Annotated in this window: 16 protein-coding genes; 9 read left to right on the forward strand and 7 right to left on the reverse strand. The window is 67.5% G+C overall.

Annotated elements, in window-relative coordinates; genetic code table 11:
- Positions 1–182 precede the first annotated feature (182 nt).
- Positions 183–2,201, reverse strand: a complete 2,019-nt coding sequence (locus tag IEW15_RS02095; RefSeq protein WP_188574382.1) for a calcium-binding protein — start codon at positions 2,199–2,201, stop codon at positions 183–185.
- Positions 2,202–2,222: 21 nt separating this feature from the next.
- Positions 2,223–6,947: a choice-of-anchor I family protein gene (locus IEW15_RS02100; protein WP_188574385.1), complete on the reverse strand. Its 4,725-nt coding sequence runs from the start codon at positions 6,945–6,947 to the stop codon at positions 2,223–2,225.
- Positions 6,948–7,416: 469 nt separating this feature from the next.
- Between IEW15_RS02100 and tmoA the strand changes: the two genes are divergently transcribed.
- The 8 genes from tmoA to IEW15_RS02140 all read left to right on the forward strand — a co-directional run bounded on the left by tmoA (position 7,417) and on the right by IEW15_RS02140 (position 17,255).
- Positions 7,417–7,641 carry a 3-thiahomoleucine biosynthesis pearlin carrier peptide TmoA gene (gene tmoA / locus IEW15_RS02105; RefSeq protein ID WP_188574387.1) on the forward strand — a complete coding sequence of 75 codons (225 nt, stop codon included), beginning with the start codon at positions 7,417–7,419 and terminating at the stop codon, positions 7,639–7,641.
- 287 nt (positions 7,642–7,928) lie between these two features.
- The gene (locus IEW15_RS02110) at positions 7,929–9,989 is read left to right on the forward strand and encodes a B12-binding domain-containing radical SAM protein (RefSeq protein ID WP_229707744.1); all 2,061 of its coding nucleotides are present in this window, start codon (positions 7,929–7,931) and stop codon (positions 9,987–9,989) included.
- A 150-nt stretch (positions 9,990–10,139) separates the two neighbouring features.
- Positions 10,140–10,763 (forward strand): LysE family translocator, encoded by a 624-nt coding sequence (locus tag IEW15_RS02115; RefSeq protein ID WP_229707749.1) that lies wholly within the window; start codon positions 10,140–10,142, stop codon positions 10,761–10,763.
- Between the two features lie 109 nt (positions 10,764–10,872).
- Positions 10,873–11,802, forward strand: a complete 930-nt coding sequence (locus tag IEW15_RS02120) for a DUF692 domain-containing protein (protein ID WP_188574393.1) — start codon at positions 10,873–10,875, stop codon at positions 11,800–11,802.
- On the forward strand, positions 11,802–12,683 hold the full coding sequence (locus IEW15_RS02125; RefSeq protein ID WP_188574395.1) for a hypothetical protein: 882 nt from the start codon (positions 11,802–11,804) through the stop codon (positions 12,681–12,683). Before IEW15_RS02120 ends, IEW15_RS02125 begins: the two co-directional genes overlap by 1 nt.
- Positions 12,680–15,109 (forward strand): lantibiotic dehydratase, encoded by a 2,430-nt coding sequence (locus tag IEW15_RS02130; protein WP_188574397.1) that lies wholly within the window; start codon positions 12,680–12,682, stop codon positions 15,107–15,109. Before IEW15_RS02125 ends, IEW15_RS02130 begins: the two co-directional genes overlap by 4 nt.
- The gene (locus IEW15_RS02135; RefSeq protein ID WP_188574399.1) at positions 15,106–16,281 is read left to right on the forward strand and encodes a M50 family metallopeptidase; all 1,176 of its coding nucleotides are present in this window, start codon (positions 15,106–15,108) and stop codon (positions 16,279–16,281) included. The genes IEW15_RS02130 and IEW15_RS02135 overlap by 4 nt, the downstream gene beginning before the upstream one ends.
- A gap of 80 nt (positions 16,282–16,361) precedes the next feature.
- Positions 16,362–17,255, forward strand: a complete 894-nt coding sequence (locus IEW15_RS02140; protein ID WP_188574401.1) for a class I SAM-dependent methyltransferase — start codon at positions 16,362–16,364, stop codon at positions 17,253–17,255.
- Here the strand turns inward: IEW15_RS02140 and IEW15_RS02145 are convergent.
- The 3 genes from IEW15_RS02145 to IEW15_RS02155 form a co-directional block, all read right to left on the reverse strand.
- A complete protein-coding gene (locus IEW15_RS02145; protein ID WP_188574403.1) occupies positions 17,189–17,986 on the reverse strand; it encodes a hypothetical protein in 798 nt (265 codons plus the stop codon). The genes IEW15_RS02140 and IEW15_RS02145 overlap by 67 nt on opposite strands.
- A 70-nt stretch (positions 17,987–18,056) precedes the next feature.
- On the reverse strand, positions 18,057–19,316 hold the full coding sequence (locus IEW15_RS02150) for an MFS transporter (RefSeq protein ID WP_188574405.1): 1,260 nt from the start codon (positions 19,314–19,316) through the stop codon (positions 18,057–18,059).
- A 295-nt stretch (positions 19,317–19,611) separates the two neighbouring features.
- Positions 19,612–20,217 carry a histidine phosphatase family protein gene (locus IEW15_RS02155; protein WP_188574408.1) on the reverse strand — a complete coding sequence of 202 codons (606 nt, stop codon included), beginning with the start codon at positions 20,215–20,217 and terminating at the stop codon, positions 19,612–19,614.
- 250 nt (positions 20,218–20,467) lie between these two features.
- On the opposite strand from IEW15_RS02155, the gene IEW15_RS02160 reads away from it, so the two are divergent.
- The gene (locus IEW15_RS02160) at positions 20,468–20,989 is read left to right on the forward strand and encodes a DUF2147 domain-containing protein (RefSeq protein ID WP_229707745.1); all 522 of its coding nucleotides are present in this window, start codon (positions 20,468–20,470) and stop codon (positions 20,987–20,989) included.
- Here the strand turns inward: IEW15_RS02160 and IEW15_RS02165 are convergent, their stop codons facing one another.
- The gene (locus IEW15_RS02165) at positions 20,990–21,442 is read right to left on the reverse strand and encodes a hemerythrin domain-containing protein (RefSeq protein ID WP_188574410.1); all 453 of its coding nucleotides are present in this window, start codon (positions 21,440–21,442) and stop codon (positions 20,990–20,992) included.
- Positions 21,443–21,577: 135 nt separating this feature from the next.
- Entirely contained in the window at positions 21,578–22,174 is a 597-nt protein-coding gene (locus IEW15_RS02170) for a flavin reductase family protein (protein WP_188574412.1), read from the reverse strand.
- Between the last annotated feature and the right edge of the window lie 385 nt (positions 22,175–22,559).

A 22,559-nucleotide genomic window follows, 5' to 3' on the forward strand; every position in this document is an offset into this window, starting at 1 on the left:
CAGGGTCACGACACCGGCCGCCGCCAGTCTGGCGGCGACGCTGCGGTTGATATGGATCGAAAACAGGGCCGGTTACTCCGGTCGGTCGGGCCGTGGGCGGGGCCACGGGTTGCAGTGGGCGTCCCCACAGGCGGCAAGGCCCGTGGGGACGATCAAGTGACGGGGTGTGCGGCGGATGCGGCTCAGGCCGCCGCCGCCACGCCCAAGGCATCGTCCAGGTCATCGCGCCAGCCCGCCGGCCCATCCAGCACGAAGCTGTCGGCACCCAGATCGTCGGCCACGACACCGGCCAACGTCAGGCTGCCCGAGACGGCACCGCCACCAGTGCCGAGCAGGCCGTCCAGATCGATCACGGCATTGCCCTCGACCGTGGTGGCACGACCCAGCACATCGGCGATGGTCAGCACAGCGCCATCGGCGCCCCGCAGATCGCCAAGATCGACCCGATCCCCCTCGGCACCCGAGAAATCGGCGATGGTCACCGCAAGGTCGAGCGCACCATCCGCCTCACGCGGGGCCAGAATGAACCGGTCGGCACCCGATCCACCGAACAGATCGACCGCCTCGCCCGCCGCATGACCGGCGACGATCCGGTCGGCGCCCGACCCGCCCGACAGATGATCGGGGCCGGCCGTGCCGACGATCAGGTCGTCGCCGGCGCCCCCGAAGACGGTGTCCTCACCGGCACCGGGCAGGATGATGTCGGCACCGTCCAGCCCATCGATCCGGTCGGCGCCATCGGTGCCGATCAGCAGGTCGTCGCCGGCACCGGCACGCCAGGCCGGCACATCGACCAGCACCAGACCTTCCGCCCGATTGCCCAGCGCATCCTCGACCACATAGGTGAAGGCCGTGGTGCCGAAGAACGTCCGGTCAGGCGTGATCGTCAGCGCGCCGGTGTCCGGGTCCAGCGTCACCGCGATCTCGCCCGCCATCGCGGCCGGCACCGACACCGACACCAGGGTCAGTGTGCCGGCGCCATCGGCCAACGCCACATCGTCGGCCACAGGGTAGGTCGCGTCATCGGGTGTCAATGTCAGGCTGTCGCCGCGCGCGACGCTGAAAACATCCGCCGCCGCGACCAGCTTCGCATCCGCCGCCGCCACATCGGGCAGCACATCGGCCAGCCGGGTGATCAGCGCATCCAGATCGGCGCCATATCGCGCCGCCAGACGATCGGCCGCGCCGTCATCTGCGGTTCCCGCCGCCAGCGCGGCGATTTCCCCAGGCAGCACCTGATCGGCGAGCAGCGCCGTCGCCCGCGCGGTCGATGACAGCGGGTCGGCGGCCATCTCGGTGTCGAGACGGGCATTGATCGCGGCCAGCGCATCCGCCATCCGGCTGATATCGGCGGCAACCGCATCGGTGCCGGCCGCGGCGGTCAGCAGGCCATCGAGCGTGGCAAGGTCGGCAAGATCGATGGTCTCGCCGGTGGCAACCCGATCGCCCAGCAGGTCCAGCGCCCGATCGGCCGCTTCCATGTCGGTCACGCCGTCCTGAACCGCCTGCAGGGCCGCAAGGGTGGCATAGACCATATGGCCCTGGGCCAGAACGTCGCGCGCCAGGGCATCTTCGGCACCGCCAAGAGCCGCCAGCGGGTCGAAGGTGCCGAGATCGGTGCCGGCGGGCAGGCCAAGTGCCGCCAGCACGGCCGAGGCATCGGCGGTTTCAACCAGCAACGTGGTCAGGGGGGTCACCATCTCGGACCCGTCCGGCGCCATCAGCCGGCCGATCACGGCACCGGTGGTGGCATCGATGCCGCCCTCGGCAACGATCTGGCCGCCCTTGCCATCGATGCGCACGCGGCCATCGGCATCGGAGACGGCACCGGCCTCGCCCTCATCGCGTGTCCGGTCGCCATCGGCATCCAGGAAGGCACCGGCGCCGGCGACCTGATCCTTGACCAGACGCGCATCGGTGACCCGCGCCGGCAGTGGATCGTTGTTGTCGGACGAGCAGGCGGCAAGCGCCAGCGCCGCCACCGCCACGCCGCCGAAGCCGGCGCCACGATCGGTCATGAACCGCAGCAGGCGATTGCGCAGGCTGCGGCGCAGGGCGCCGGTCGAGGCCGCGTCGGCCACCTGCGCCGCCCGGGTTGCAGAAAAGAGGCCGGCCCCCGACAGGGTGGCGGCACCGGGGAGCCGAAGCCCCCCGGTGCCGTCATCCAGGCCGAGATCCGTGAAGGTCGGGATCTGGCTCATGGTCATCATCATCCGTCCCGATCAGGCGGCCGCCGCCGCGGCCATGTCGTCGTCGAAGCTGCCGTTCGAGAACACGAAGCTGCCGACCCCCAGATCGTCGATCCCGACCGCCGCCAGAGTCAGCGAGCCGGCAACCGCCTCACCACCGGTGGTCAACAAGCCGTCCAGATCGATGACCGCATTGCCGTCGGTGGCAGTGGCGCGGCCGACCACATCGTCCAGCACCAGCACCGCGCCATCGGCGCCGCGCAGACCCGACAGGTCGAGCACATCGCCCTCGATCGTCGAGAAGTCGGCGATCACCGCCGCGACATCGATGCCGGCATCGTCCGCCGCCATGAAGCCGAAGGTGTCGGCGCCGGAGCCGCCGAACATCACCACGTTTTCGCCCGCCGCATGGCCGGCCGCGATGGTGTCGTCACCCGAACCGCCCGACAGCGCGTCATTGCCGGCCGCGTCGTACAGGTCGTCGTCACCGGCGCCGCCCATCAGGGTGTCATTGCCCTTGCCGCCGTCGATCTTGTCATCACCCGCACCGCCATCGATGACGTCATCGCCGGCACCACCCCGGACGCTGTCGTCACGGGCGCCGAAGGTGGCATCGTCATTGCCGGCCGACAGGACCAGCACGCCATCATCGACCGTATAGGCCCGGTCGCCGAAGGCGATGACATCCGCCTGCACCCGGGTCTGGGCGCCGGTTTCGGTGTCGGTGATCACATAGGCCGGCGCATCGGTGTCGAAGGCTGTCTCACCCGCCGCCAGCAGCCGGTTGTAGAGGCTGATGTCGAAGGTGTTCATCTGCGTGATCGTGACCATGGCCGGGTCGAGATCCAGGCTGACCGTGTCGATACCGGCGCCGCCGATGGCGATGTCGGCACCGCTGCCGGTGCTGATCATGTCGTCGCCACCCACGCCGACGATGATGTCGTCGCCGCCGGCGCCGGACATATGGGCGTCGCCGCCCTCGACCGCCTTGAAGCTGTCATCGCCGGCACCGCCTTCGGCCGCACCCACGATCTCGACCGTGACGGTCGCGCTGTCGGTGCCGCCGGCCGCGTCGGTGGCGATCACCTCGAAGGCGTCGGTGGCGATCTCACCCGGATCAAGCGAGGCCAGAACCGCCGCATCGGCCTGATAGGTGTAGCGGCCGGCATCATCGATCTCGACCGTGCCCTTGGTCGGTGCCTCGCCAGCGGCAAAGGTCAGCTCGTCACCATCGCTCGACACCGCCAGCGGTGCTGTGATGTTGTAGAGCGTGGTTGTGCCGCTGACCTCATTGGCGACGATCAGCTTGGCGATACCATCCGCCGCATCGCCCGCCGCGATGTACAGCAGACCCTCGGGGCTGACATCGCCCTCGGTCGCGATCATGTCGAGGAAGGTGACGTTCTCAGGATCGGTGATGTCGAACACCATGGTGGCGCTCGACCGTTCCAGCCCGATGAAGGCGAGCGTGCTGGCACCGTAATGGCCGACAGTGACACCCTCGGGCTCGGGCCCCTTGTTGTCGGACCGGCCGTCATCCCAAAGTTCGGGGTAGCGGGCGGCGATGGTCTTCTCGATCACGGCGCCGCTGTCGAAGATCATCCGGCCCTGGTCGTCGAGGATCGAGAACGACCGGCCGCCATAGGCATAGAGCGCGTCGTAATCGCCGTCGCCATCGGTATCGCCGAGTTCCGTGGTGACCGTCAGCCGGCCCAGATTGTCATCGGCCTGAAGCGTCTCGGCATCCGGGAAGGCGGTCGGATCGAGGGTCAGATCCTTGACCCGCTCTTCCTCGGCATAATCGGCCCATTCGCGGGCATCGCCCTCATTGGCGATCACCAGATAGGTCTTGCCGTCCTGGCCGGCATAGGACGCGATGGTGTCGGGCATGTACATGCCGAAGACCGGATGATTGGCGATATTGATGCCATCGTCGCGATCCGACGTGTCGAGTTCATTGCCCGCCAGGGAATGGTCCTTGTAGCCGAGCGGCACGATCTCGGTCACCACCGGGGTCTCGCCCGACAGATCGATGATCGCGATCGCGTTGTTCTCCTGCAGCGTCGCATAAGCGGTCTGGCCGTCGGCGCTGATCGCGATGTATTCCGGCTCGATGTCCTGAGCAACCGTCGATCCGGGGCCGAAGATCCGCACGCCACTGGCCTTCAGGGCCTCGGCCTGATCGTTGAACTGGGTGAAACCGGCGGTCTGCACCGTGCCGGTCGCCAGATCGATGACGCTGATCGAGCCTTCCGGATCGCCCTGGGTGTAGTCCTCGGGCTCACCCTCATTGGCCACCAGGATGCGGGTGCCGTCGGGGGTGAAGGTCACCATGTCGGGCAGGCTGCCGACGGTGTAGCGGCCGATTTCGGCGCCATCGGTGTCGAACACCATCACCGTGCCGGGCTGGGTCTTGTCTTCGGCGCCGATCGCGACCGCGACCATGCCGTTCTTGACCGAAACCGAGTTGGCACCGCCGAAATCCGAGGTGTCGAGGCCGCCCAGCACCACGCCGGTGCGCGCATCCAGAATATCGACACCATCGGGGCCGACCACGAACACCCGGTTGGTGGCCTTGTCATAGGCCACGATTTCCGAGGCCCCTGCGGTGGTGTCAGTGTTGCTGGTGGTCCACACCGACTGTGCGACCACCGAACCGCTCGCGGTGTCGTCGCCGCTGACAGTGATCGCGCGATCGGCGGCCACAGGGCGGCTGTCGATATCGGTCTGCACCGCGAGATCGACAATGCGGGTGTCGGCATCGGCATCGGTCTCGGCGGCATCGAAGGCGGTGCCGCCCGTGTCGGTATCATGGTTGTCGAGCAGATATTCGGCCAGGGCGTCCTGTTCGCTGCCCGGTGCCGCGAAATCGGCATCGCCAGCCGCGACATTGTCGGCATCCAGCGCCACGACATCGGCGAATTCGGGATCGGCGGCGGCGAATTCGGCGAAGGGATAGCCGTCGCCGCCTTCCTGCATGAAGCCCAGGGTGACGACCCGGATCGGCCGGGCGGCATCGCCCTGCACCGCGCCGCCGGCCACGATGGTGTCGACCACCTCGCCCGCGGCATTGACGATCTGGAGCGTCTCGATCCGGTCACCGGCGGCGCGGTCGGGGTTGAACGCGACGGTCATGCCGCCGATCTGCGCGAACTGGCCGGGGGTGGCGCCGGGGCCGCTGGCGGCGACCGCGTGTTCCATCACCGCTTTCAGCTGTTCCGCCGTGACCGTCTGCATCGCCAGCGTGTTGTTGAACCGCAGCGCATTCTCGATATCGAGCTGCGAGACGTCGCCCTCATCCTTGCCAGCGACCGGATTGGCCTGCGGCGGCAGTTCCGAAACGACACCGGTCGCATCGTCGACCACGACCTCGCCGATGCCGGCGCGGATGCCGCCGCCGTTCTTGATCGACACCATCACCGTCTCGTCGACTGACTGCGCGGTCGCCAGATTGGCATCGGCGGAAAGATTGCCCAGATTGGTTTCCTGGGTCCGGACATCGGCGCGATCGCCATCCAGATACACGGTGGTCTGGCCAAAGATGCTGCCATCCTTCTCGACCACCACCGTCTGCACCGCATCGACCAGATCATCGACCAGATCGCCCTTGGTGCCCTCGGCGAAGGCCGCGTCGATATCGCCATCCCAGGCCGCCGCGACATTGTCGGTCGTGGTCGCGACCGGGCCGTTATCCGGATCGGCGACGCTGTCGGCGATCACGCGGCCCTGATCGTCGAACTCGACGACCAGCCGGCCCAGATAGGAATACTCGCCATCGGTCGACACGATCACGGCGGTGTCGCCATCGGCATTGGTGGTGACGATCGGATAACCGGCAACCGCGGTGTCACCCGGATTGAGGACATCGCCGTCATTGGCAAGAATGGTGTCGGAGCCGCCGGCGATGACCACGTCGACGCCGTGGAGCAGCTTGACCAGTTCCTGTTCCAGCGCGATCTGCTGCAGATGGCTGACCAGGACCACCTTGTCGACGCCGCCGGCGATGATCTCGTCGATCACCGGCTGCAGCACGCCGGCCAGGGCCTGCATGTCGTTCGAGGCACTGCCCAGCACCTCGACACCGCCGGGCGACGAGATCGTGGCCAGGATCGGGGTGGTGGCACCGACAACGCCGATGGTCTCGGTGAGGCCGGTCTCGGGGTCGGTAACGTCGATCAGCGTCGCCGGCGCGATCTTGGGCGTGGTGGTCGAGCCGGCCGACTGGGCCGGGCCGGTCGCGAAGGCGTCGGCGGTCAGGATCTCGCCGGTATACAGGCCCGACAGGCTGCTATCGCCCGAAAAGTCGAGATTGGCCGACAGATAGGGAAACTGTGCGCCGACCCAGCTGTCATCGGCGGTGCCGTCCGCCGCGCCGAAGCCCGGTTGCAGCAGGCCGGCAATGGTGCCGGTGCCAAGATCGAACTCATGATTGCCCAGCGCCGAGGCGTCGAAACCGATCACGTTCATGATCGAGATGTCGACACGTCCGCCACCCACGGCCAGTGCTGCATAGGCCGCATCGCCGGTCAGGTCGTAAAGAGCGTTATAGACATCGTTGAACACGCCGGTCGATGCGAAGGACGGATCCGACGCCGCATTGAAGAACGGACCCGACAGGTAATTGTCACCCGCCGACAACGTGATCGAATAGCCGTAGTCGTCTTCATAGGCATCGATCAGCGCCGCGAAATTGGCGGCACGGCCAATGGCGTCGACACCGCCTTCAAGGTCCGAGGCGTGCAGGATCTGAAGCTGCATGGTCCATTATCTCCGGCTGTCGGCCCGGCGCGGGGGGCATCCGCCGCCGGCCCTCTTCCTGTCGGGACTGCGTCTGACGCAGGGTTGCGCATCACGCCGCGACCACCCGCGCCTGATGCTGCGGCATCACAATGCCGGAGGTCGGTTTCAGAAATGGGTCGACTTTGTTAAATCCGTGCCGGGACGCGAACCTTTGTGCCGGCCCTGATTTGTGCCGAGCCGATGTGTGACTGCCCACCCGCCCTGACAGAGCCGCGCCAGACGGATGAAAATGCCGCCGCCTACTCATGCATGTATGCGAAGTCATCTACTATTTGGAGAAATATTTCATAATGAATACGCAATGGGTTGACTAAACATCCTCACGCGATCAAAACTTACAGTCCTGTATGTCAAAAAAGAGTGGCCAGCACGACCGTGGCCACCTGCCCTATGCCAACTTCACCGGAACGTTGAGGAGGAGACGAAGATGACCGACCGCGTCACCACCATCGAGGCCACCGACGACCGTGTCGCCGACGAGGTCTCGCCCCAGATCGACACGACGCCGTCCAGCCCCGCCGAGACGGCGACGGGCAGCGTGGCCGGTGGCAGCGATGCCGACACGGTCGACGCCGGCGACGGTGATGTCGACGGGTTGGAGGATTTCGACCTCGACGACGTCGAAATCATCGAAAGCAAGGTTTTCGCCTGACCGGCCGCGCGGTCCGCGCGACGCTGCCCCCGCTGCACCGCTGCGCATCCACGGCCCGATCAGTCCCCGCACGAGAGACCGCCGACCGGCCATAAGGGCCACTAATCCGGCGTGCGCCATCCGTGACGGAGCCTTCCCGGCCCACGCATGCGGCGTATACCTGCGTCGCTCCGTTCCCGCCCACGACCGGCTATCCCGATGACCGGCGCTGAGACGCCGGTCCCCGAACGAGCCAGAATCCGCAAAGGCCCCCGCAGACAGGCCCGGCGGATTTCGAGGGGATGGACATGCCTGATACCATGATGACCACCCGCGCCAGTTGTTCGGCTTCGGCCGGCTTCGGCGCGAAGGCGCGGCTGAATGTGGGCCTCGTCGCCTATAACTGGGAAGCGGATACCTCGCTCGCCCTGTGGAATCTCGTGACCTACGCCCGACGCACACCCGCCATCGCTGAACGGGTGACCTTCATCGAACATTGCGCGGCCACGCCCAAATCCCTGATGGATGAAGAGGCCCAGCTGTTTTTCCTGCTGAAATGGCAGGAAACGCATCAGTTCGACGTGATCGGATTCTCCTGCTATATCTGGAACATCAAATTCGTTCTGCGCGCGGCCAAGGCGATGAAAGAACTGTGGCCCCAGACCGTCATCATCTTCGGCGGCCAGCAGATCCGCGGCTCGTATATTCCGTTCGTGTTCGACCGCGAGCGCTGTGCCGATATCTGCGTCGGCAACGAAGCCGAAGTCACCTTCCGCGACATGCTGCTCAACTTCCTCGATGGCACGCCCAAGCTGTCGGCGGTGGGCGGCATCTCGTATATGAAGGTCGCCGGCGATGCCGACCGCTTCCACATCTTCGACGGCTTCGGCCGCGTGCCCGCCGACCGGCTCTATCACGAGACGGCGGACGCCACGCTGATCGAGGACATCAACGACATCCCCTCGCCCTATCTCGGCGCCATCGACCTGCCGATGGGCGGCGCCTTCCTGTATGAAGCCTCGCGTGGCTGCCCGTATCGCTGCTCGTTCTGCATCTGGGGCGAAAGCAAGGGTGTGCGCGAATACGAGATGGAGCGGGTCGAGGCCGAGCTGCACAACATCCTGGCGCATCATCCATCGCATATCATGTTCTGCGACGGCACCTTCAACATGCGCAAGGACCGGGCGGCGCGGATTCTGGAAATCCTGGTCGAACATCTCCGCGATGGCCGGGTGCAGCCTTTCAGCCTGCTTCTGGAATTGAAGCTGGAGATCATCGACGACAATCTGGCGCGGGTGATGGACGAACTGGTCCAGTTGAACCCGCTGGTGACCTTCGAATTCGGCCTGCAGAGCGCCAGCCAGGAAGCCGCCAAGCTGATGCGCCGGCCCTTTGCCGAGGACCGCTTCCGCAAGGCCTGGAACCGCCTGTCCGACCAGTTGAAATCCTCGGCGATCATCGACTGCATCTATGGCCTGCCCGGCGACGGCATCGAGCAGTTCATGCAGACCGTGGACTTCTGCTATTCGCTGTCACCGCACCGCATCCAGGCCTTCCGGCTGTCGATCCTGCCGGGGTCGGAATTCGAGCGGCAGGCGGAAGAGCATGAAATCCGCTATATGCGTGAGCCCAACCACATGGTCTACGAGACCAAGTGGCTGAACCTGGATCAGATGGCCTGGGTCGAAACCTTCGGCTTCGCCGTCGCCGACCTCTATCACTTCCACGGCACCACGATCAAATGCCTGCTGACCATGAAGGACCAGCTGGGTCTGACCGGGTTCAGCGGCCTGATCAAGAGCTTTGTGGACTGGGCGGGCCGCGAACGGATTCTGGGCAGCATCTATGCCGGCAACCGGCCGGAAGGCCGCTGGCGCGCGATCGACCTGTCGAAGCTGTTGGAGCGATATGTCGTCAATCACCTGCTGGCCGATGCCGGCATGGCCGATCCGGCGATCGTTGAACGCCTGCACGATCTGTTCCGCTATGAGGTCACCATGGGCCGCGTGGCCGTGGGCGGCATCGCCGAAAGCCCGCTGCCGGCCCTGTCCGCCGGTGGTGGTGCGGCCGATCTGGCGATCCGGGTGGAGCTGATGCACAGCCGCTTCAACATTCCGGCTTTCCTGATCGCCGCGCGTGGCCAGTCGGATATCGAGATCATGGACATGGACATCGCCGACAGTCATGTCGCCTTCACTCAGAAGGCCGGCCACCAGGGCGTGCTGGTGCCGATCTCGTATCGGATCAGCGGCCGTATGGCCTCGCTGATCGAGGCGGCCCGGCGTGATACCGCGGCAGGCGCCGGTCTGGCGCCGATCCTGTCGAAGCTGGTCAAGATCGGCATCGTCGCCGAAGCCGGCAGCGCCTGACAGGGCGCCCAGCGACACCGGTCAGAGATCCGGGGCACCGGGCAGAAATCCGGCGGCGGCGCAGCGCCGCCGCCGGTTTCATGTTCCAGCTCCGGGAAAATCAACCTATGATTATGCGACCCCACATTTCCGGAGCGCCCCCCGGTGCCAATGCTGGACGTGCCCTCGCTTGAATTCGTCTGGCCGGTCGTGCTGTTCGCGACCGTCGCCCTGCTCTCTCCCGGGCCGAACACGGTCCTGCTCACCACGTCCGGCGCCAGTTTCGGCTTCAGGCGCAGCCTGCCGGCGATGGCTGGTATCTGCTTCGGTGCGCCGCTGCTGATCCTGGCGGTCGGGCTGGGCCTGGGCACGATTCTGGAGACCATCCCCCAGACCCGGATCGCGATCGAGATCATCGGGATCGCCTATATGCTCTGGCTGGCCTGGAAGATCGCCAGCGCCGAGCCGCGCGGGCTGGATCAGTCGGTCGGGCCGACCGAGGGCACACCTGTAGGGCTGATCCAGGCGGCGCTGCTGCAATGGGTGAACCCGAAGGTCTGGACCATGGCCGTGGCGACCATGGGCGCCTATGGGGCGGCCGCCAACAATCCGACGATCCAGGCGGTGATCATCGCCCTGGTGTTTTTCGTGGTCTGCGTGCCGGCGGCGGTGATCTGGACCGGGTTCGGCGTCGCCGTGCGCCGGCTGCTCGCCACCCGCCGCGCGGTCAGGATCTTCAACTGGGTGATGGCGGTGCTGCTGGTGGCGTCTCTGATCCCCATCATTCTGGGCTGACTCAAGCCCAGGCTGCTGCCTCGTCGCGGGCCGACACATCCCGGGCCGACACATCCCGGGCTGGCCGCCCGTCACGCTCCGCGCTGACTGATCATAAGGACCATCCGCCATGGACAAGCCCGCACCGATCGGCGTCGGCCTTCAATACAACCCTGAAATTCTCGACTGGTTTCCGTTCGAGAGCCAGCCGGTCGATCTGTTCGAAGTGCTGCTGGACGCGATCATGGGGCCATTGGACAGCCCGTGGATTTTCCGTCCCGGACAGGAACGTCGCACCCGTGCACTGGGTGATCGGACGCCGCTTCTGGCCCATTCCAATTATGGCTGCGAGTTCGGCTTCGGTCCGCTGGAGGACAGCCCGGCCGTGCGCCGGCATGTGGCGCTGGCGCAGGCGATCAACAGTCCATGGGTGGCCGATCACTGCTTCTATGGCGATGCCTCCTGGCTCGATATCTGGTCGAGCCCGGTGCAGTTCTCGCGCCCCGAGATCATCCGGGTGGCCGATCGTGCCCGCCGGCTTCAGGATCTCTATGGCATGCCGCTCGCCCACGAAAACGCGGCCTATTACATGCCGACGCCGGGCGGGCAGATGCGCGAGGCCGAATTCATGGCGCGCATGGTGGAACGGGCCGGCACCTGGCTGCATCTGGACCTGCACAACGTCTATACCAATTCGGTCAACCTGACGGGCTATGACGCCCGCGATTATCTGGACACGATCCCGCTGGACCGGGTGCTGTGCATCCATCTGGCGGGTGGCTCCTGGTATGACGGGCTGTATCACGACTGGCATGACAGCACCGTGCCCGAACCGGTGTGGGAGATGCTGGATGTGGTGCTGGCCCGCACGCTGCCCTCGGCCGTGATCCTGGAATTCCAGGGCCGCGCCCATCATCCCCAGACCCGCGAGTTGGGCGGTGCCGACGACGAGGCGATGATCCGCGGCGACCTGATCCGCGCCAAGACCGCCTGGGACGCCGCCGCGGCCCGCCATGGCCTGTCTGTGGCCGGACGGGCGGCCGCACGGGAGACGGTGTGATGTCCATGACGCCATCGATGACGACCGGTCCCCAATCCGCCGCTGTCGCACTGCCGGCCCAGATGGTCTACGGCGTCTGGCGGCGCATCCTGCGTGAAGCGCCGCTGGCCGAGGCCATGTTCGACGATGCGGTCGATGATGCGGCGCTGGAACGGCGCTTCGCGCTGTCGGCACCGGAATGCGCGGCGGTGCGGGCCTATGCCGCGACGCCCAAGCCGACCCGGATGTTCATCCTGAACTATCGCTTCCGAATGGTCGGCTCGGTGCAGAACGCGCTGGAATCGGCGGCGCCGCTCACCTATCGCGCCATCAAGGGGGCCGGCCTCGACCTCAAGGCGCTGGCCACGGAATTTCTCGACAGCGACGGGTGGCGCGATGACGGGCCGTTCGTGGTTGGCTATTGCGCGCGGGTGCTCGATTTTCTGGCCGATGCCCCGGCCACGGCACACCCTGACGGCCTGCGCGACCTGATCGCGCTCGACCGCGCCACCGCGGGCCTGATCCGGTCGCTGGCCGACCGGCCGCAAGCGGCGGCACCGGACGATGGACGGCTGCACGTCACCGGCCGCGCGGTGGCGGTGGAAACGGCCCATGACCTGTCGCCCTGGTTGCGCAGTACGGCACGGATCGGCCAGGATGCTCTGCCGGCAAGGCCGTCGGCCTATCTCTCATCCATGCCCGATCTGGCGGCGTCACCCAAGCTGAGTGGGCTGCCGCTGCGGGCAGCACAGATCCTGGCGGCACTCGATGCCGGTCCGGTCCACCGCCAGGGGCTGCGGCAGCGCCTGGCCGATGCCGGCCACCCCGGGGACACCCCCCAGGATGACGCGCTGATCGCCCGGCTGGCCGAACGCGGCGCCATCGCCGGGCATACCGCATGACCATTGCGACCTCGCCGCCCGCACGGCCGCCGGCCCACAGCACCCATGGCGCCCCACGCCCCGCACTGGCCGCCGCCCCGGTGGTCGAATGGTTTCCACTGGGCTGGATGCGCGGCGCGGGCTTCGGCTTCCACCGGCTGACCGCCGCCTGCCTGCCCGATGACGTGCTGTCGGTGATCGATGACGACACCGTTCCGGCCGCCGAACGGCAGACCGTCTTCGCCGGCGCCGCGGCCAGCGGTCGCAGGCGCCTGGTCGCAGGCCTGACCGATCCGCTGGCCGCCGAAGCCCTGTTCCTGTCCAACCGCGATGCGCCGGCGCGGATCGCCGAGCTTGCCGCTGAAAACCTGGACCAGCCACGCAAACGCGCCCGTCAGAAACTGCGGCTGGCCTGGAGTTATCTACAGCGTTTCGCTGCCAAGAACGATACCGCCAGCTTTTTCGGCCCGGTCGCCTGGGGCGTGCTCGATCCGGATGCCCCGCAGGCCCTTGCCCTGACCGGCGCGCCCGACCGCCTGATCGGCGCCCGCCACACGGTCATCGAACATTGGGTCGCGGAAGCACTGGCCCAGACGGTTGCAGCCGACCCGGCGCTTGAGAGCCATCTGCCGCTGGCGCTGAACCCCGGCTGTACGGTACTGGCAGGCAATCGGCTGCATCTGCCGGTCGACCGGCAGGTGGCGCTGCCGCCACTGCATGCAGCGATCCTGTCGGCGGTGGCAGCCGGCGGTGATACCGGGCTTCACCCCCACGACATCCGTGACCGGCTGCGGTCGCAGGGGCACGATCCCGGGCGCGTCACCGCCGCCATGGCCGTACTGGCCGCTAAGCGGGTGCTGCTGCCGGCGATCCGGCCGGCACCGGGCGGCCCGGCGCCGCTTGCCCATCTCGACGGTTGTCTGGCCGCGATCGGAACGCCGGCCGCGGCAGGCTGGCGGGCGCGGATCGGCGATCTTGCGGCCGCGCGGGACGATTTCGCCGCCGGCGATCTGCCGGCGCGGATGATGGCACTCGACCGCATGCACGCGCTGCTGGCCGATGCTGGCGCCGACCGGGCGCGGCAGCGCGGACAGATGTATGTCGGTCGCCAGCCGGTCTATGAAGACTGCGCGCGTGGTGCGGGGGTTGTGCTGGGTGGGCCGCTGATTGCTGCCGCCACCGCCGATCTGGCACCGGTGCTGGCGCTGTACCGGGCGGTCGCCACCGCCGCGGCGGCTTTGATCGCGGCCCGTCAGTCGCAGGTCTTCGACCGGCTGTCGGCTGAAGACGGCAATCCCGACACCGATGGCATCGATCTGGTGCGGTTCCTGGCCACGGCCCCCGCACCCGGCCTTGCCGACGAGGTCGTGACCGTTCTGGAACCGGCACTGCGCGCGGCCTGGGATGCCTTGGCGGGCGAACGGATGACCGATCCCGCCAGCCAGGACGAAATCCGTCTGCAGCCGGATGATCCGGACCGGATTGCCACGGCGGTATCGATGGCGATCGCCGGCCTGCTGCCCGCCGATCTGCCTGTGCCGGCAACGCTGGGCCTCGACATCGCCTCTCCAGACCTGATGATCGCTGCCGCCAGCATCGCCGCCATCAATCGCGGCGATTACCGGCTGGTGATCGGCGAGGTTCATCCGGCCGTGCTGACCGCGGCCCAGCCGGTGGCAATGCCGTTCTGTCCCGATCCGTCGCGGGTGGTGCGCACGGCCGCCAATTGGGCCATGGCGACCGCACGCGCCGATACCACGGCCCGACTGGGTCTGGCCGATGATGGGCAGCATTATCAGCGATCGCATATCGATTGGCCGAACGATCCGGTCTTCGTGGACATCGCCCTGCCGGGGGATCTTGCGTCCGGCATGCGCAAGCGTGTTCGTTCAGCGGATTGCCGCGTGGTGCGTGACGCCGATGGCCGGCTGGTCGTGCGCGCCGGCTGCGGGCTGGTCGACGATCTGGGCACGGTCACGCAGACCGCCCTGCACCGGGCGATGTTCGCCCTGGCGGCGGCGGTCATCGGCCGGCATCTCCGCCCGCGCCTGGTGCTGGGGCGGCTGATCGTGAAGCGGCGCAGCTGGCGGGTGGCGATCGGTGATCCACGCCCCGGCGGCAAGCCCGCCGAAGATGCCGCGGCCTTCCGCGCGATGCGGGCCTGGGCCCGCGATCTGGGGTTGCCGCCGGCGATCTTTGCCAAGGCACCGGGTGAGCCGAAGCCGGTCTGTATCCTGCTGGATGCGCCGCAGGGCGCCGAGATGCTGGCGCGGTTGCTGGAGCGGCCGGAACCGATCGACCTGTCGGAAATGCGGCCGGCGCCGGATGAATTATGGCTGGATGCCGGGCATGAAGGCGCGGTCACCGCGGAATTCCGTCTCTCGACCCGGATCACCGCCCACGCCGATGCCTGCCCCTCAACCTTGGTCGCCGGTGTTCATCCATGACCGCAATGCCCGTATCCGCACCCGATATCGACACCACGGCAACGGCGCCACGGGTGGCCCGCGGCCGGTTCCCCGATCGTTTCGAGCATATCGAGATCACCGATCCAGCGCGTGGCCGTCGCATCGAGATCACCGATCCCGATGGCGAGGGCCATTGGGTGCTGGGGCCGGCGGAATTCGCCGTGGCGCGGGTGTTCGACGGGCAATCGACGCTGGATGAACTGGCGGCACGTCTTGCCGCATCGGGCGTGCGGGCGGATGCCGCCAAACTGGCCCGGTTCGAAGACCGGCTGCTGGCGCTGGGCGTGCTGGAGGCGGAAGGCCGGGCGTCCCGCAGCCGCGACCCCTTCACCGGGTTTCACTTCAGTGTGCTCCACCATCTGGTGATCCAGCGGCTGGGCACGGTGCGGCCCGAGCCGGTGCTCGACCGGCTGCTGGCTTGGCCGTTGGTGCTGCGGCTGGCGCTGCTGGCGCTTGCCAGCGCCGCTGCCCTGGCGGTGCCGGTGCTGCTGGTGGCGATGGGCGGCCGCTTCCTGGATATCACCCTCGCCACTCTGACCGGCTGGACCCTGCCCGCCCTGTACCTCACCACCCTTGCCAGCGGCTTCCTGCATGAAGGCGGTCATGCCCTGGCCTGCCGGGCCATGGGCGTGCGGGTGCGTGAGACCGGGTTTGCGATCTATTTCCTGATGCCCTTCGCCTGGACCCGGCCCGATCGCCGCGACTGGGAGGCATTGCCCATGGGACACCGGATGGTCGCGATCCTGGCCGGCCCGTTCGCAAGCCAGGCCCTGGCCGGTATCGGACTGGGATTGATGATGGTCGCGGCCCAGGGCAGCACGGCGTCGACGATCGGTGTGGTGCTGGCGGTGGCCGGTCTGTTCGGCGCCATCGTCACGCTGTTGCCGTTCCTGAACGGCGACGGCTATCTGCTGCTGGTCGAGGTGTTCCGCCTGCCCAATCTGCGCCGCCGGTCGTTCGAGCATCTGCGCCGGGTGGTCGGCTTGAAGCGCGGCGGCGCCGGGCCATCGCCGGCTCAGACCACAGCCATGGCGGCCGGTGGCCGCGGCGCGCTGTATCTGTTCGTCGCCATCGGCACGATCATCGGCTGGGGCGCATTGTGGATCGGGATGGCATGGTGGCTGTCCGACATGGTCGCCGGCCTGATCTGATCGCGTCCACCGGGCCCATCCATTGGCCCCATCCATTGGCCTCTGCCCATTGGCCCCCGCCCACCAGACGGAGACAAGCCATGTCCGACTATGGCACCCGCGACCATTGGGACGAGGTGCATGATGCGGTGGCCGATACCGATCATCAAAGTGCGATCGCGGCCAATGCTGTGGTCGGACACATGGTCGCCCTGGTCAACGCCACATTGAACGCACGAACCGCTGCGACCTCGCACGGCGCGCGCCGTGCCGTGCTGCTGGATGTCGGCGCCGGACACGGCGTGCTGGCCCGGGCTCTGGCGGGCCCCGACCGGCTGGTCATCGCCAGCGACATCGCGGCAGCGCCCCTGGCAGCCGCCGGCCGGCGCCATGGCGATATCGGCGACAGGCCGACGCCGCGTGGGCTGGCGGCGGATGTTCTGCATCCGGCCCTGAAGCCCGGCAGCGTCGATGTCGCGACCTGCCTGCGCGGGTTGTGGACCCTGCCCGATCCGGCGGCCGCACTGGCGGCCATGGCCGGCCTGCTGAAACCCGACGGGCGGTTGCTGGTTCAATTGTGGGCCGAGGCGGCGCGCTGCCGGTTGATCGGCACCGGCGCCGCCCTGCTTGGCAAGGCGCTGCCATCCCTCACCCGGCCGGCCGGCGTGCCCAGCCCGTTCGACATCACCCCGGCCATGCTGGCGGACATGGCGGCACCGGCCGGCTTGGCGCTCGACCGGGTCGAGACCGGCGAGACCGCGGTCCGGGTGACCGATGCCGCGTCTTACTGGCGTGAATTCGACGCCGTCGCGGAAACCGCGGCTGCCGCGCGCAAACAGGCGCCGGCCGCCCTGCGCGCGCGGATCGATGCAGCACTGCCGGGGGTGCTTGGCCGGGTGCTGAGCCGCGATCCGACACTGCCACCAGATCACGATGGCTGGCTGGCCCCGATCGCGTGGTCGCTCTGCGTGCTGGCGCCAATACGGACAGGCTGATCGTCGCCCCCATCCGGTGAGGGCAGTTGCCGCAGCATGTCGTCGATCTGCGCCAGCACCGTATGCTTCAGCGCGGCAAGCGTCGCAATGGCCGCCGTGAAGTCCTGTCGGCCGCGGGCGATCTGCGCCAGGGCCTGATCCAGAGCCTCGCCCGCGCCGGTCTCACCGGCCAGCCGCCGCTCTGTGGCACGGGCATGGTCCCGCTCCGCATCGCCACGGGCATGGTCGATCATTCCGATGGCCGCATCCAGTTTGCTGAACCGGGCCATCAGGTCGCCCAGCCGCTGGCGCCGCAGACCGTCTGCAGCCGCGGTCTGCGCCATCATCAGCGACAGCGCATCGCCGATCGTCTGGCGTGCCGATGTATGGCTGCAACTGAGCCGCTGCGCCCGCAGCGGCATCGGGCATAACGGGCGGCGCTTGAACGCCGCGGCGGTGCCTGCCGTATCGGCCCTGACCGGCGTCACGCCATCGGCCGCATACACCACCTGTTCGTGAACCATCCCGCAATCGACCGCCCCGGCCGCCTGCAGACGATCCCGCAACATGACCAGCCGCTCGGCCGGGGCGGGTTGCGGCGGAATGGCCCAGGCCACAGCCACAACACGTTCCGCAGCCGCAGCACCTTCCACAGCCGCAGCACCTTCCACAGCCGCCGCGCGCTCACCATCGGCCGCCTCAGGGCCGGCCGTCTGATCAACCGACATCGTCACCCCATACCCATCGCTCACCGAGGATGGAGCCATCCTGTCAGAAGCGGCCGGCGGCGTGAAGGCTGCCGACGCGCCGCGGCGGAAGGGTTCAGGCCAGCGCCGCCGATGCCCGCAATCGCGCCACCGGCTTCTCGCGGATCAGGATGTGCAACAGGGCCGACAGCAGGCCCAGCCCGACCGACAGCCACCAGACCGGGTCGTAGGAGCCAACGCTGTCGAAAATCCGCCCGGCCAGCCACGATCCCAGGAAACCACCCAGTTGATGGCCCATGAACACCAGCCCGAACAATGTCGACATGAACACCGGGCCGAACATATGCGCCACCAATCCGCTGGTCAGTGGCACGGTGCCGAGCCAGGTCAGCCCCAGAAGAAAGGACATGCCGATGACCAGCGCCGGTGTCAGCGGCAGCATCAGAAATCCCACGAACACCAGCGCGCGGATGGTGTAGAGCAGGGCCAGGGCCTCTTTCCGCTGGATCACCGTGCCGAGCTTGGCGAAGCCATAGGTGCCGAAGATGTTGCCGAGCCCGATGGCGGTGAGCGCCGCGGTCGCCACCCAGGGCGCCAGCCCCTTGTCGGCGGCATAGGCCGGCAGATGCACGGCAATGAAGGCAAGATGGAAGCCGCAGACGAAGAAACCGGCATTCAGCAGCCAGAAGCCCGGCGTGGTGAAGGCCTCGCGCACGGCTTCGCCCACCGTCTGCTTGCTGGTGATCGGATCGCCGGCCTTGGCGGCCCCCCTCAGGCCCATGGCCAGCGGCACCATCAGGGCCGAGGTCACACCCAGGATCAGCAGGCTCCACCACCAGCCGGCGACATCGGTGATGCCATGGGCGTAAGGCAGCGCCACGAATTGTCCGATCGACGAGCCGAGGCTCGCCAGCGCCAGCGCCGACGCCCGGTGCTTTTCCGAAGCGGCCCGGCCGACGGCACCCAGAATGACGGTGAACCCGGCACCGCTGAGGCCGATGCCGATCAGGATGCCGGCCCCCGCCAGATCGAGCGCAGAGCCCGACAACGCCAGCCAGATCACCCCGACCGCATAGAACAGTCCGCCGGCCAGCCCGACCTTCATCGGGCCGTGCTTGTCGGCGATGATGCCGGCAAAGGGGGCGAAGATGCCCCACATCAGGTTCATCAGCCCCATGGACAGGGCGTAATATTCGCGGCCGGTGCCGATGGCCTCGCTCACGGGGGTCAGGTACAGGCCCAGGCTTTGCCGGACGCCCATCGACAGGGCCAGGATACACCCGGCCGAGATCACGATCAGGACCAGGGACCGGGGCATCCTGCCCGCCGCCCGACCACTTGCCACACCGCCCGCGGTGCCGCGCGCCATGCTCATGGCGTCGTCTCCTCCACATGTCCCGCAGATGTCGGCGCGGAAATGCGTCCGCCGCCGACCCGTTGCGGGCTCTGGCTCGTTATCGTTCCAGGCGGCATGGCCTTGGGGAAGCGCGGCGTGCGCGCTCCATCGAGCCTTGTTCTTGTTGTCTGGCGCTCAGTATTGCGCGTCGCCGCACGCGCTTCAATGGTGGAATAATATCCGACGATCATATCGCCACGGGTGAGTTGCAATCTGGTGGCACGGCATCCGTCAGGTTGCAGCCCCGCATACCAGCGCCACCGGGCGCACGTGATCAGGCGAACAATGTCTCGTCTTCGGAGCCCAACGACTCGATGGCGAAATCGCCACCATTGCGGGTGATGACGGTCACAGAAGCGGGGCGCGGTCGGAATTCCAGCACCCGGTCGCTGCCCCGGGCGTGGCCGACCATCACGTTGATCGGCACGAAATGCGAGACCACCACCACCAATCCGGTCAGTTGACGGGCAGCAGCCACAACATCGCCCGCCCAGCGCTGTTGCGCTGCCGGCATATCCCCCCAACCCCGCCCCAGCCAGTCGGTGATGTCGGCCGCGCGCGAGACCACCGGCTGGCCGTCGGTCCATGGCACCTCGGCGAAGGCCGGGGCCGGCACTGCCCGGCAGCCGATGGCGGCGCCGATGATCGCGGCGGTTTCCTGCGTGCGGGCCAGCGGGCTTGCCAGCAGATGCGGGTTCATCCCGGCCAGCGCGACCGCAAGCTGCGACGCGGTCGCCGCCGCTTCGTCCCGGCCCCGGGCGGTCAGGCCCGGATCGCGCAGATCTTCGGTCATGCGCATCGCGCTGCCGTGACGGATGAACAACAGACGGGCGTCGCCACTTTCGAGCGGTGAAGCGGGCGCAATCGGTGATGCAGGCATGGGCAACGGCTTTCGGAAGGGCATGGGGGGAGGACCAGGTGCCGTCGGTCGCGGCATCCGGTTTCAGAGCCTGCCCGTGGATGCATGACGGTTGCAACCCCGCAAACGCCCCGCCACCGCTGCCTGAACCGGCCCTGTGCCGGCAGATGCCGGCCGGGGCCTCGTCGAAATACCCGCCTGTTCAATCGCGAGGTGACGTGACAGAGTTGGCGCGTCACCCCTGCCCGCCTGCCACAGGAGCCCCCGCGCCATGACCCTCGATCCCTTGCCGGCCGCAGCCCCCGTCAGCCGCCGTGCCATGCTGTGCGGCCTGGGCCTCGTGGCCATCGCACTGGCGCTGCCGGGCATGACCATCATGGGCCGGGTCGCCATGGCGCAGACCGCCGGCCCGGCTCCAACGGCCGAGGGCCTCTGGCGCACCGTTGATGACAAGACCGGCAAACCCCGATCTCTGGTCCGGATCAGCGAGACCGATGGCCGCTATCACGGCCGGATCGAGCGCCTGTTCCGCGAGCCGGGCGAAGACCCCGATCCGGTCTGCATCGCCTGCACCGACAGCCGCGCCGGGCACAAGCTGGTCGGGATGGAGATCATGTCCGGCCTGCTGCGCGATGGCCTGACCTATGAGGGCGGTGACATTCTGGACCCCGCCAATGGCGAGATCTATGACCTGGAGATGACACTTGCACCCGATGGCCGGACGCTGGAGGTGCGTGGCTTTGTGGGCCTGTCGCTGTTCGGACGCAGCCAGATCTGGTTGCGTGAGGGCTGATCAGACCACGATCCGCGGAAACAGCTGATCGGTCATCACCCGGTCATATGCGGCCAGGCTGTCGGCCAGCCCGGCCAGCGCCAGATAGAGCGCCCGCCAAGACGGTGACGCATCGGTGGGCGGTCTGAAACCACCGGTCATCGCGCGGATATCGTCCAGCTGGCCGGCGGCGAGCCCCTGATCGATCCGCAGGCGCGCCACCATCTCGGCCACGACCGGGCTGCCGCCGATGCGGATCAACGGAAACAGAATGCCGGCCTCGGTTCTGATCCTGGCCGTCAGCAGATCCTGAAGCCGCATCAATGCCTCGATCAGCCGCGCCGGATGAGACGGATGGTCATGGCAGAGGACATAGACGGTCTCGGCCAGCCCGATGATGGCTGGAAGCCGGTCGATCGGGATCGGATGATAGCGGCTCTCGATCATCGAAAGCAGGCCGTCAATCTCCGACATCGTCACCTCGACCTGGCCTGATTCGAATTTTCCGAGAATGTTTTTCTATATAATGTGCGCCATGGTTTCAAACCAGCGCAACACCAATACGGCCGTCACCTGAGACGCCGGAGCTCCGCCTGTGCCGCTGGATGGTCACCCGCCCGCGCCGGTGCCGCCGAGATCCCGATAGCCGCCGCCGAAATAGATCAGGGGATCGCCGGCACGCTGGCGATAGCGCCGTACCGCGCCGATCAGGATGACGTGATCGCCGCCATCATGCACGGTATCGAGCGCGCATTCGAACTGCGCCAGACATCCGGGCAGCAACGGCGCGCGACCAAGGCCATCCTCTACCGGAAGGCCGGCGAAGCGGTCGGCGGTGGGGTCGGCGAACACATCCGACAGCGGGCGTTGGGACGCGTCCAGAACATTGATCGCGAAATGGCCGCAGGTGGTGAACATGACCAGGCTTGGCGATGTCTTCTCAAGGCACCACAACACCAGCGGTGGCGCCAGAGAAACGGAGGTGAAGGAATTGACCGTCAACCCTGCGGGCCGGCCGGTGGCGTCGCGGCAGGTGACGACGGTAACGCCCGTGGCAAACCGGCCCAGCGCCTGGCGATAGGCGCGGCCATCCTCTCCGGCCGGCGCAGCGGCCCCGTCCCAACCGGCATGGGCCCAACCGGCATGGGCCCAACCGGCATCATCCCAGAGGCCGGTGGTCGATCGGCCGTGTTCGTTGCCATCCATGGCCATCCCCTGCTGCGGCTGGTCTGGAACCAAGCGTGTCCCAGGCCCATGGATATGCGATCAGCGCGCCCCAAGTCAAATGGCGGCAGAAAGCCACGGCCGCCGATCACCTGTCGCGGGCACAGCGGATGCCCCGGCGGCCAGGGCCGCACAAACGAGAACGCCCGGTGCAGGATGAACCCGCACCGGGCGTCTCGGTCAGACCACCCTCCCCCCCGGTGGTGGTCCGACAAGCTGTCGGAAGCCGTGTTGTGAAACGTTTACTTGTTTATCGGAAAATTGCAAGCCATCAGGCTGGCCGGACCAGGGCTATCGCATTTGCCCAATGATCGACCTTGCGAATTCATCGGACCATCCGGCCCGTTTTCGCTTGCGGCTGATCGGG

Origin of the sequence: Tistrella bauzanensis (assembly GCF_014636235.1) — a bacterium.
Taxonomy (GTDB): Bacteria; Pseudomonadota; Alphaproteobacteria; order Tistrellales; family Tistrellaceae; genus Tistrella; species Tistrella bauzanensis.

Coding starts and splice junctions, on each gene's coding strand:
- IEW15_RS02095 (WP_188574382.1), bottom strand. CDS start 2,201: ATGAGCCAGATCCCGACCTTCACGGATCTCGGCCTGGATGACGGCACC.
- IEW15_RS02100 (WP_188574385.1), bottom strand. CDS start 6,947: ATGCAGCTTCAGATCCTGCACGCCTCGGACCTTGAAGGCGGTGTCGAC.
- tmoA (WP_188574387.1), top strand. CDS start 7,417: ATGACCGACCGCGTCACCACCATCGAGGCCACCGACGACCGTGTCGCC.
- IEW15_RS02110 (WP_229707744.1), top strand. CDS start 7,929: ATGCCTGATACCATGATGACCACCCGCGCCAGTTGTTCGGCTTCGGCC.
- IEW15_RS02115 (WP_229707749.1), top strand. CDS start 10,140: ATGCTGGACGTGCCCTCGCTTGAATTCGTCTGGCCGGTCGTGCTGTTC.
- IEW15_RS02120 (WP_188574393.1), top strand. CDS start 10,873: ATGGACAAGCCCGCACCGATCGGCGTCGGCCTTCAATACAACCCTGAA.
- IEW15_RS02125 (WP_188574395.1), top strand. CDS start 11,802: ATGTCCATGACGCCATCGATGACGACCGGTCCCCAATCCGCCGCTGTC.
- IEW15_RS02130 (WP_188574397.1), top strand. CDS start 12,680: ATGACCATTGCGACCTCGCCGCCCGCACGGCCGCCGGCCCACAGCACC.
- IEW15_RS02135 (WP_188574399.1), top strand. CDS start 15,106: ATGACCGCAATGCCCGTATCCGCACCCGATATCGACACCACGGCAACG.
- IEW15_RS02140 (WP_188574401.1), top strand. CDS start 16,362: ATGTCCGACTATGGCACCCGCGACCATTGGGACGAGGTGCATGATGCG.
- IEW15_RS02150 (WP_188574405.1), bottom strand. CDS start 19,316: ATGAGCATGGCGCGCGGCACCGCGGGCGGTGTGGCAAGTGGTCGGGCG.
- IEW15_RS02155 (WP_188574408.1), bottom strand. CDS start 20,217: ATGCCTGCATCACCGATTGCGCCCGCTTCACCGCTCGAAAGTGGCGAC.
- IEW15_RS02160 (WP_229707745.1), top strand. CDS start 20,468: ATGACCCTCGATCCCTTGCCGGCCGCAGCCCCCGTCAGCCGCCGTGCC.
- IEW15_RS02165 (WP_188574410.1), bottom strand. CDS start 21,442: ATGTCGGAGATTGACGGCCTGCTTTCGATGATCGAGAGCCGCTATCAT.
- IEW15_RS02170 (WP_188574412.1), bottom strand. CDS start 22,174: ATGGATGGCAACGAACACGGCCGATCGACCACCGGCCTCTGGGATGAT.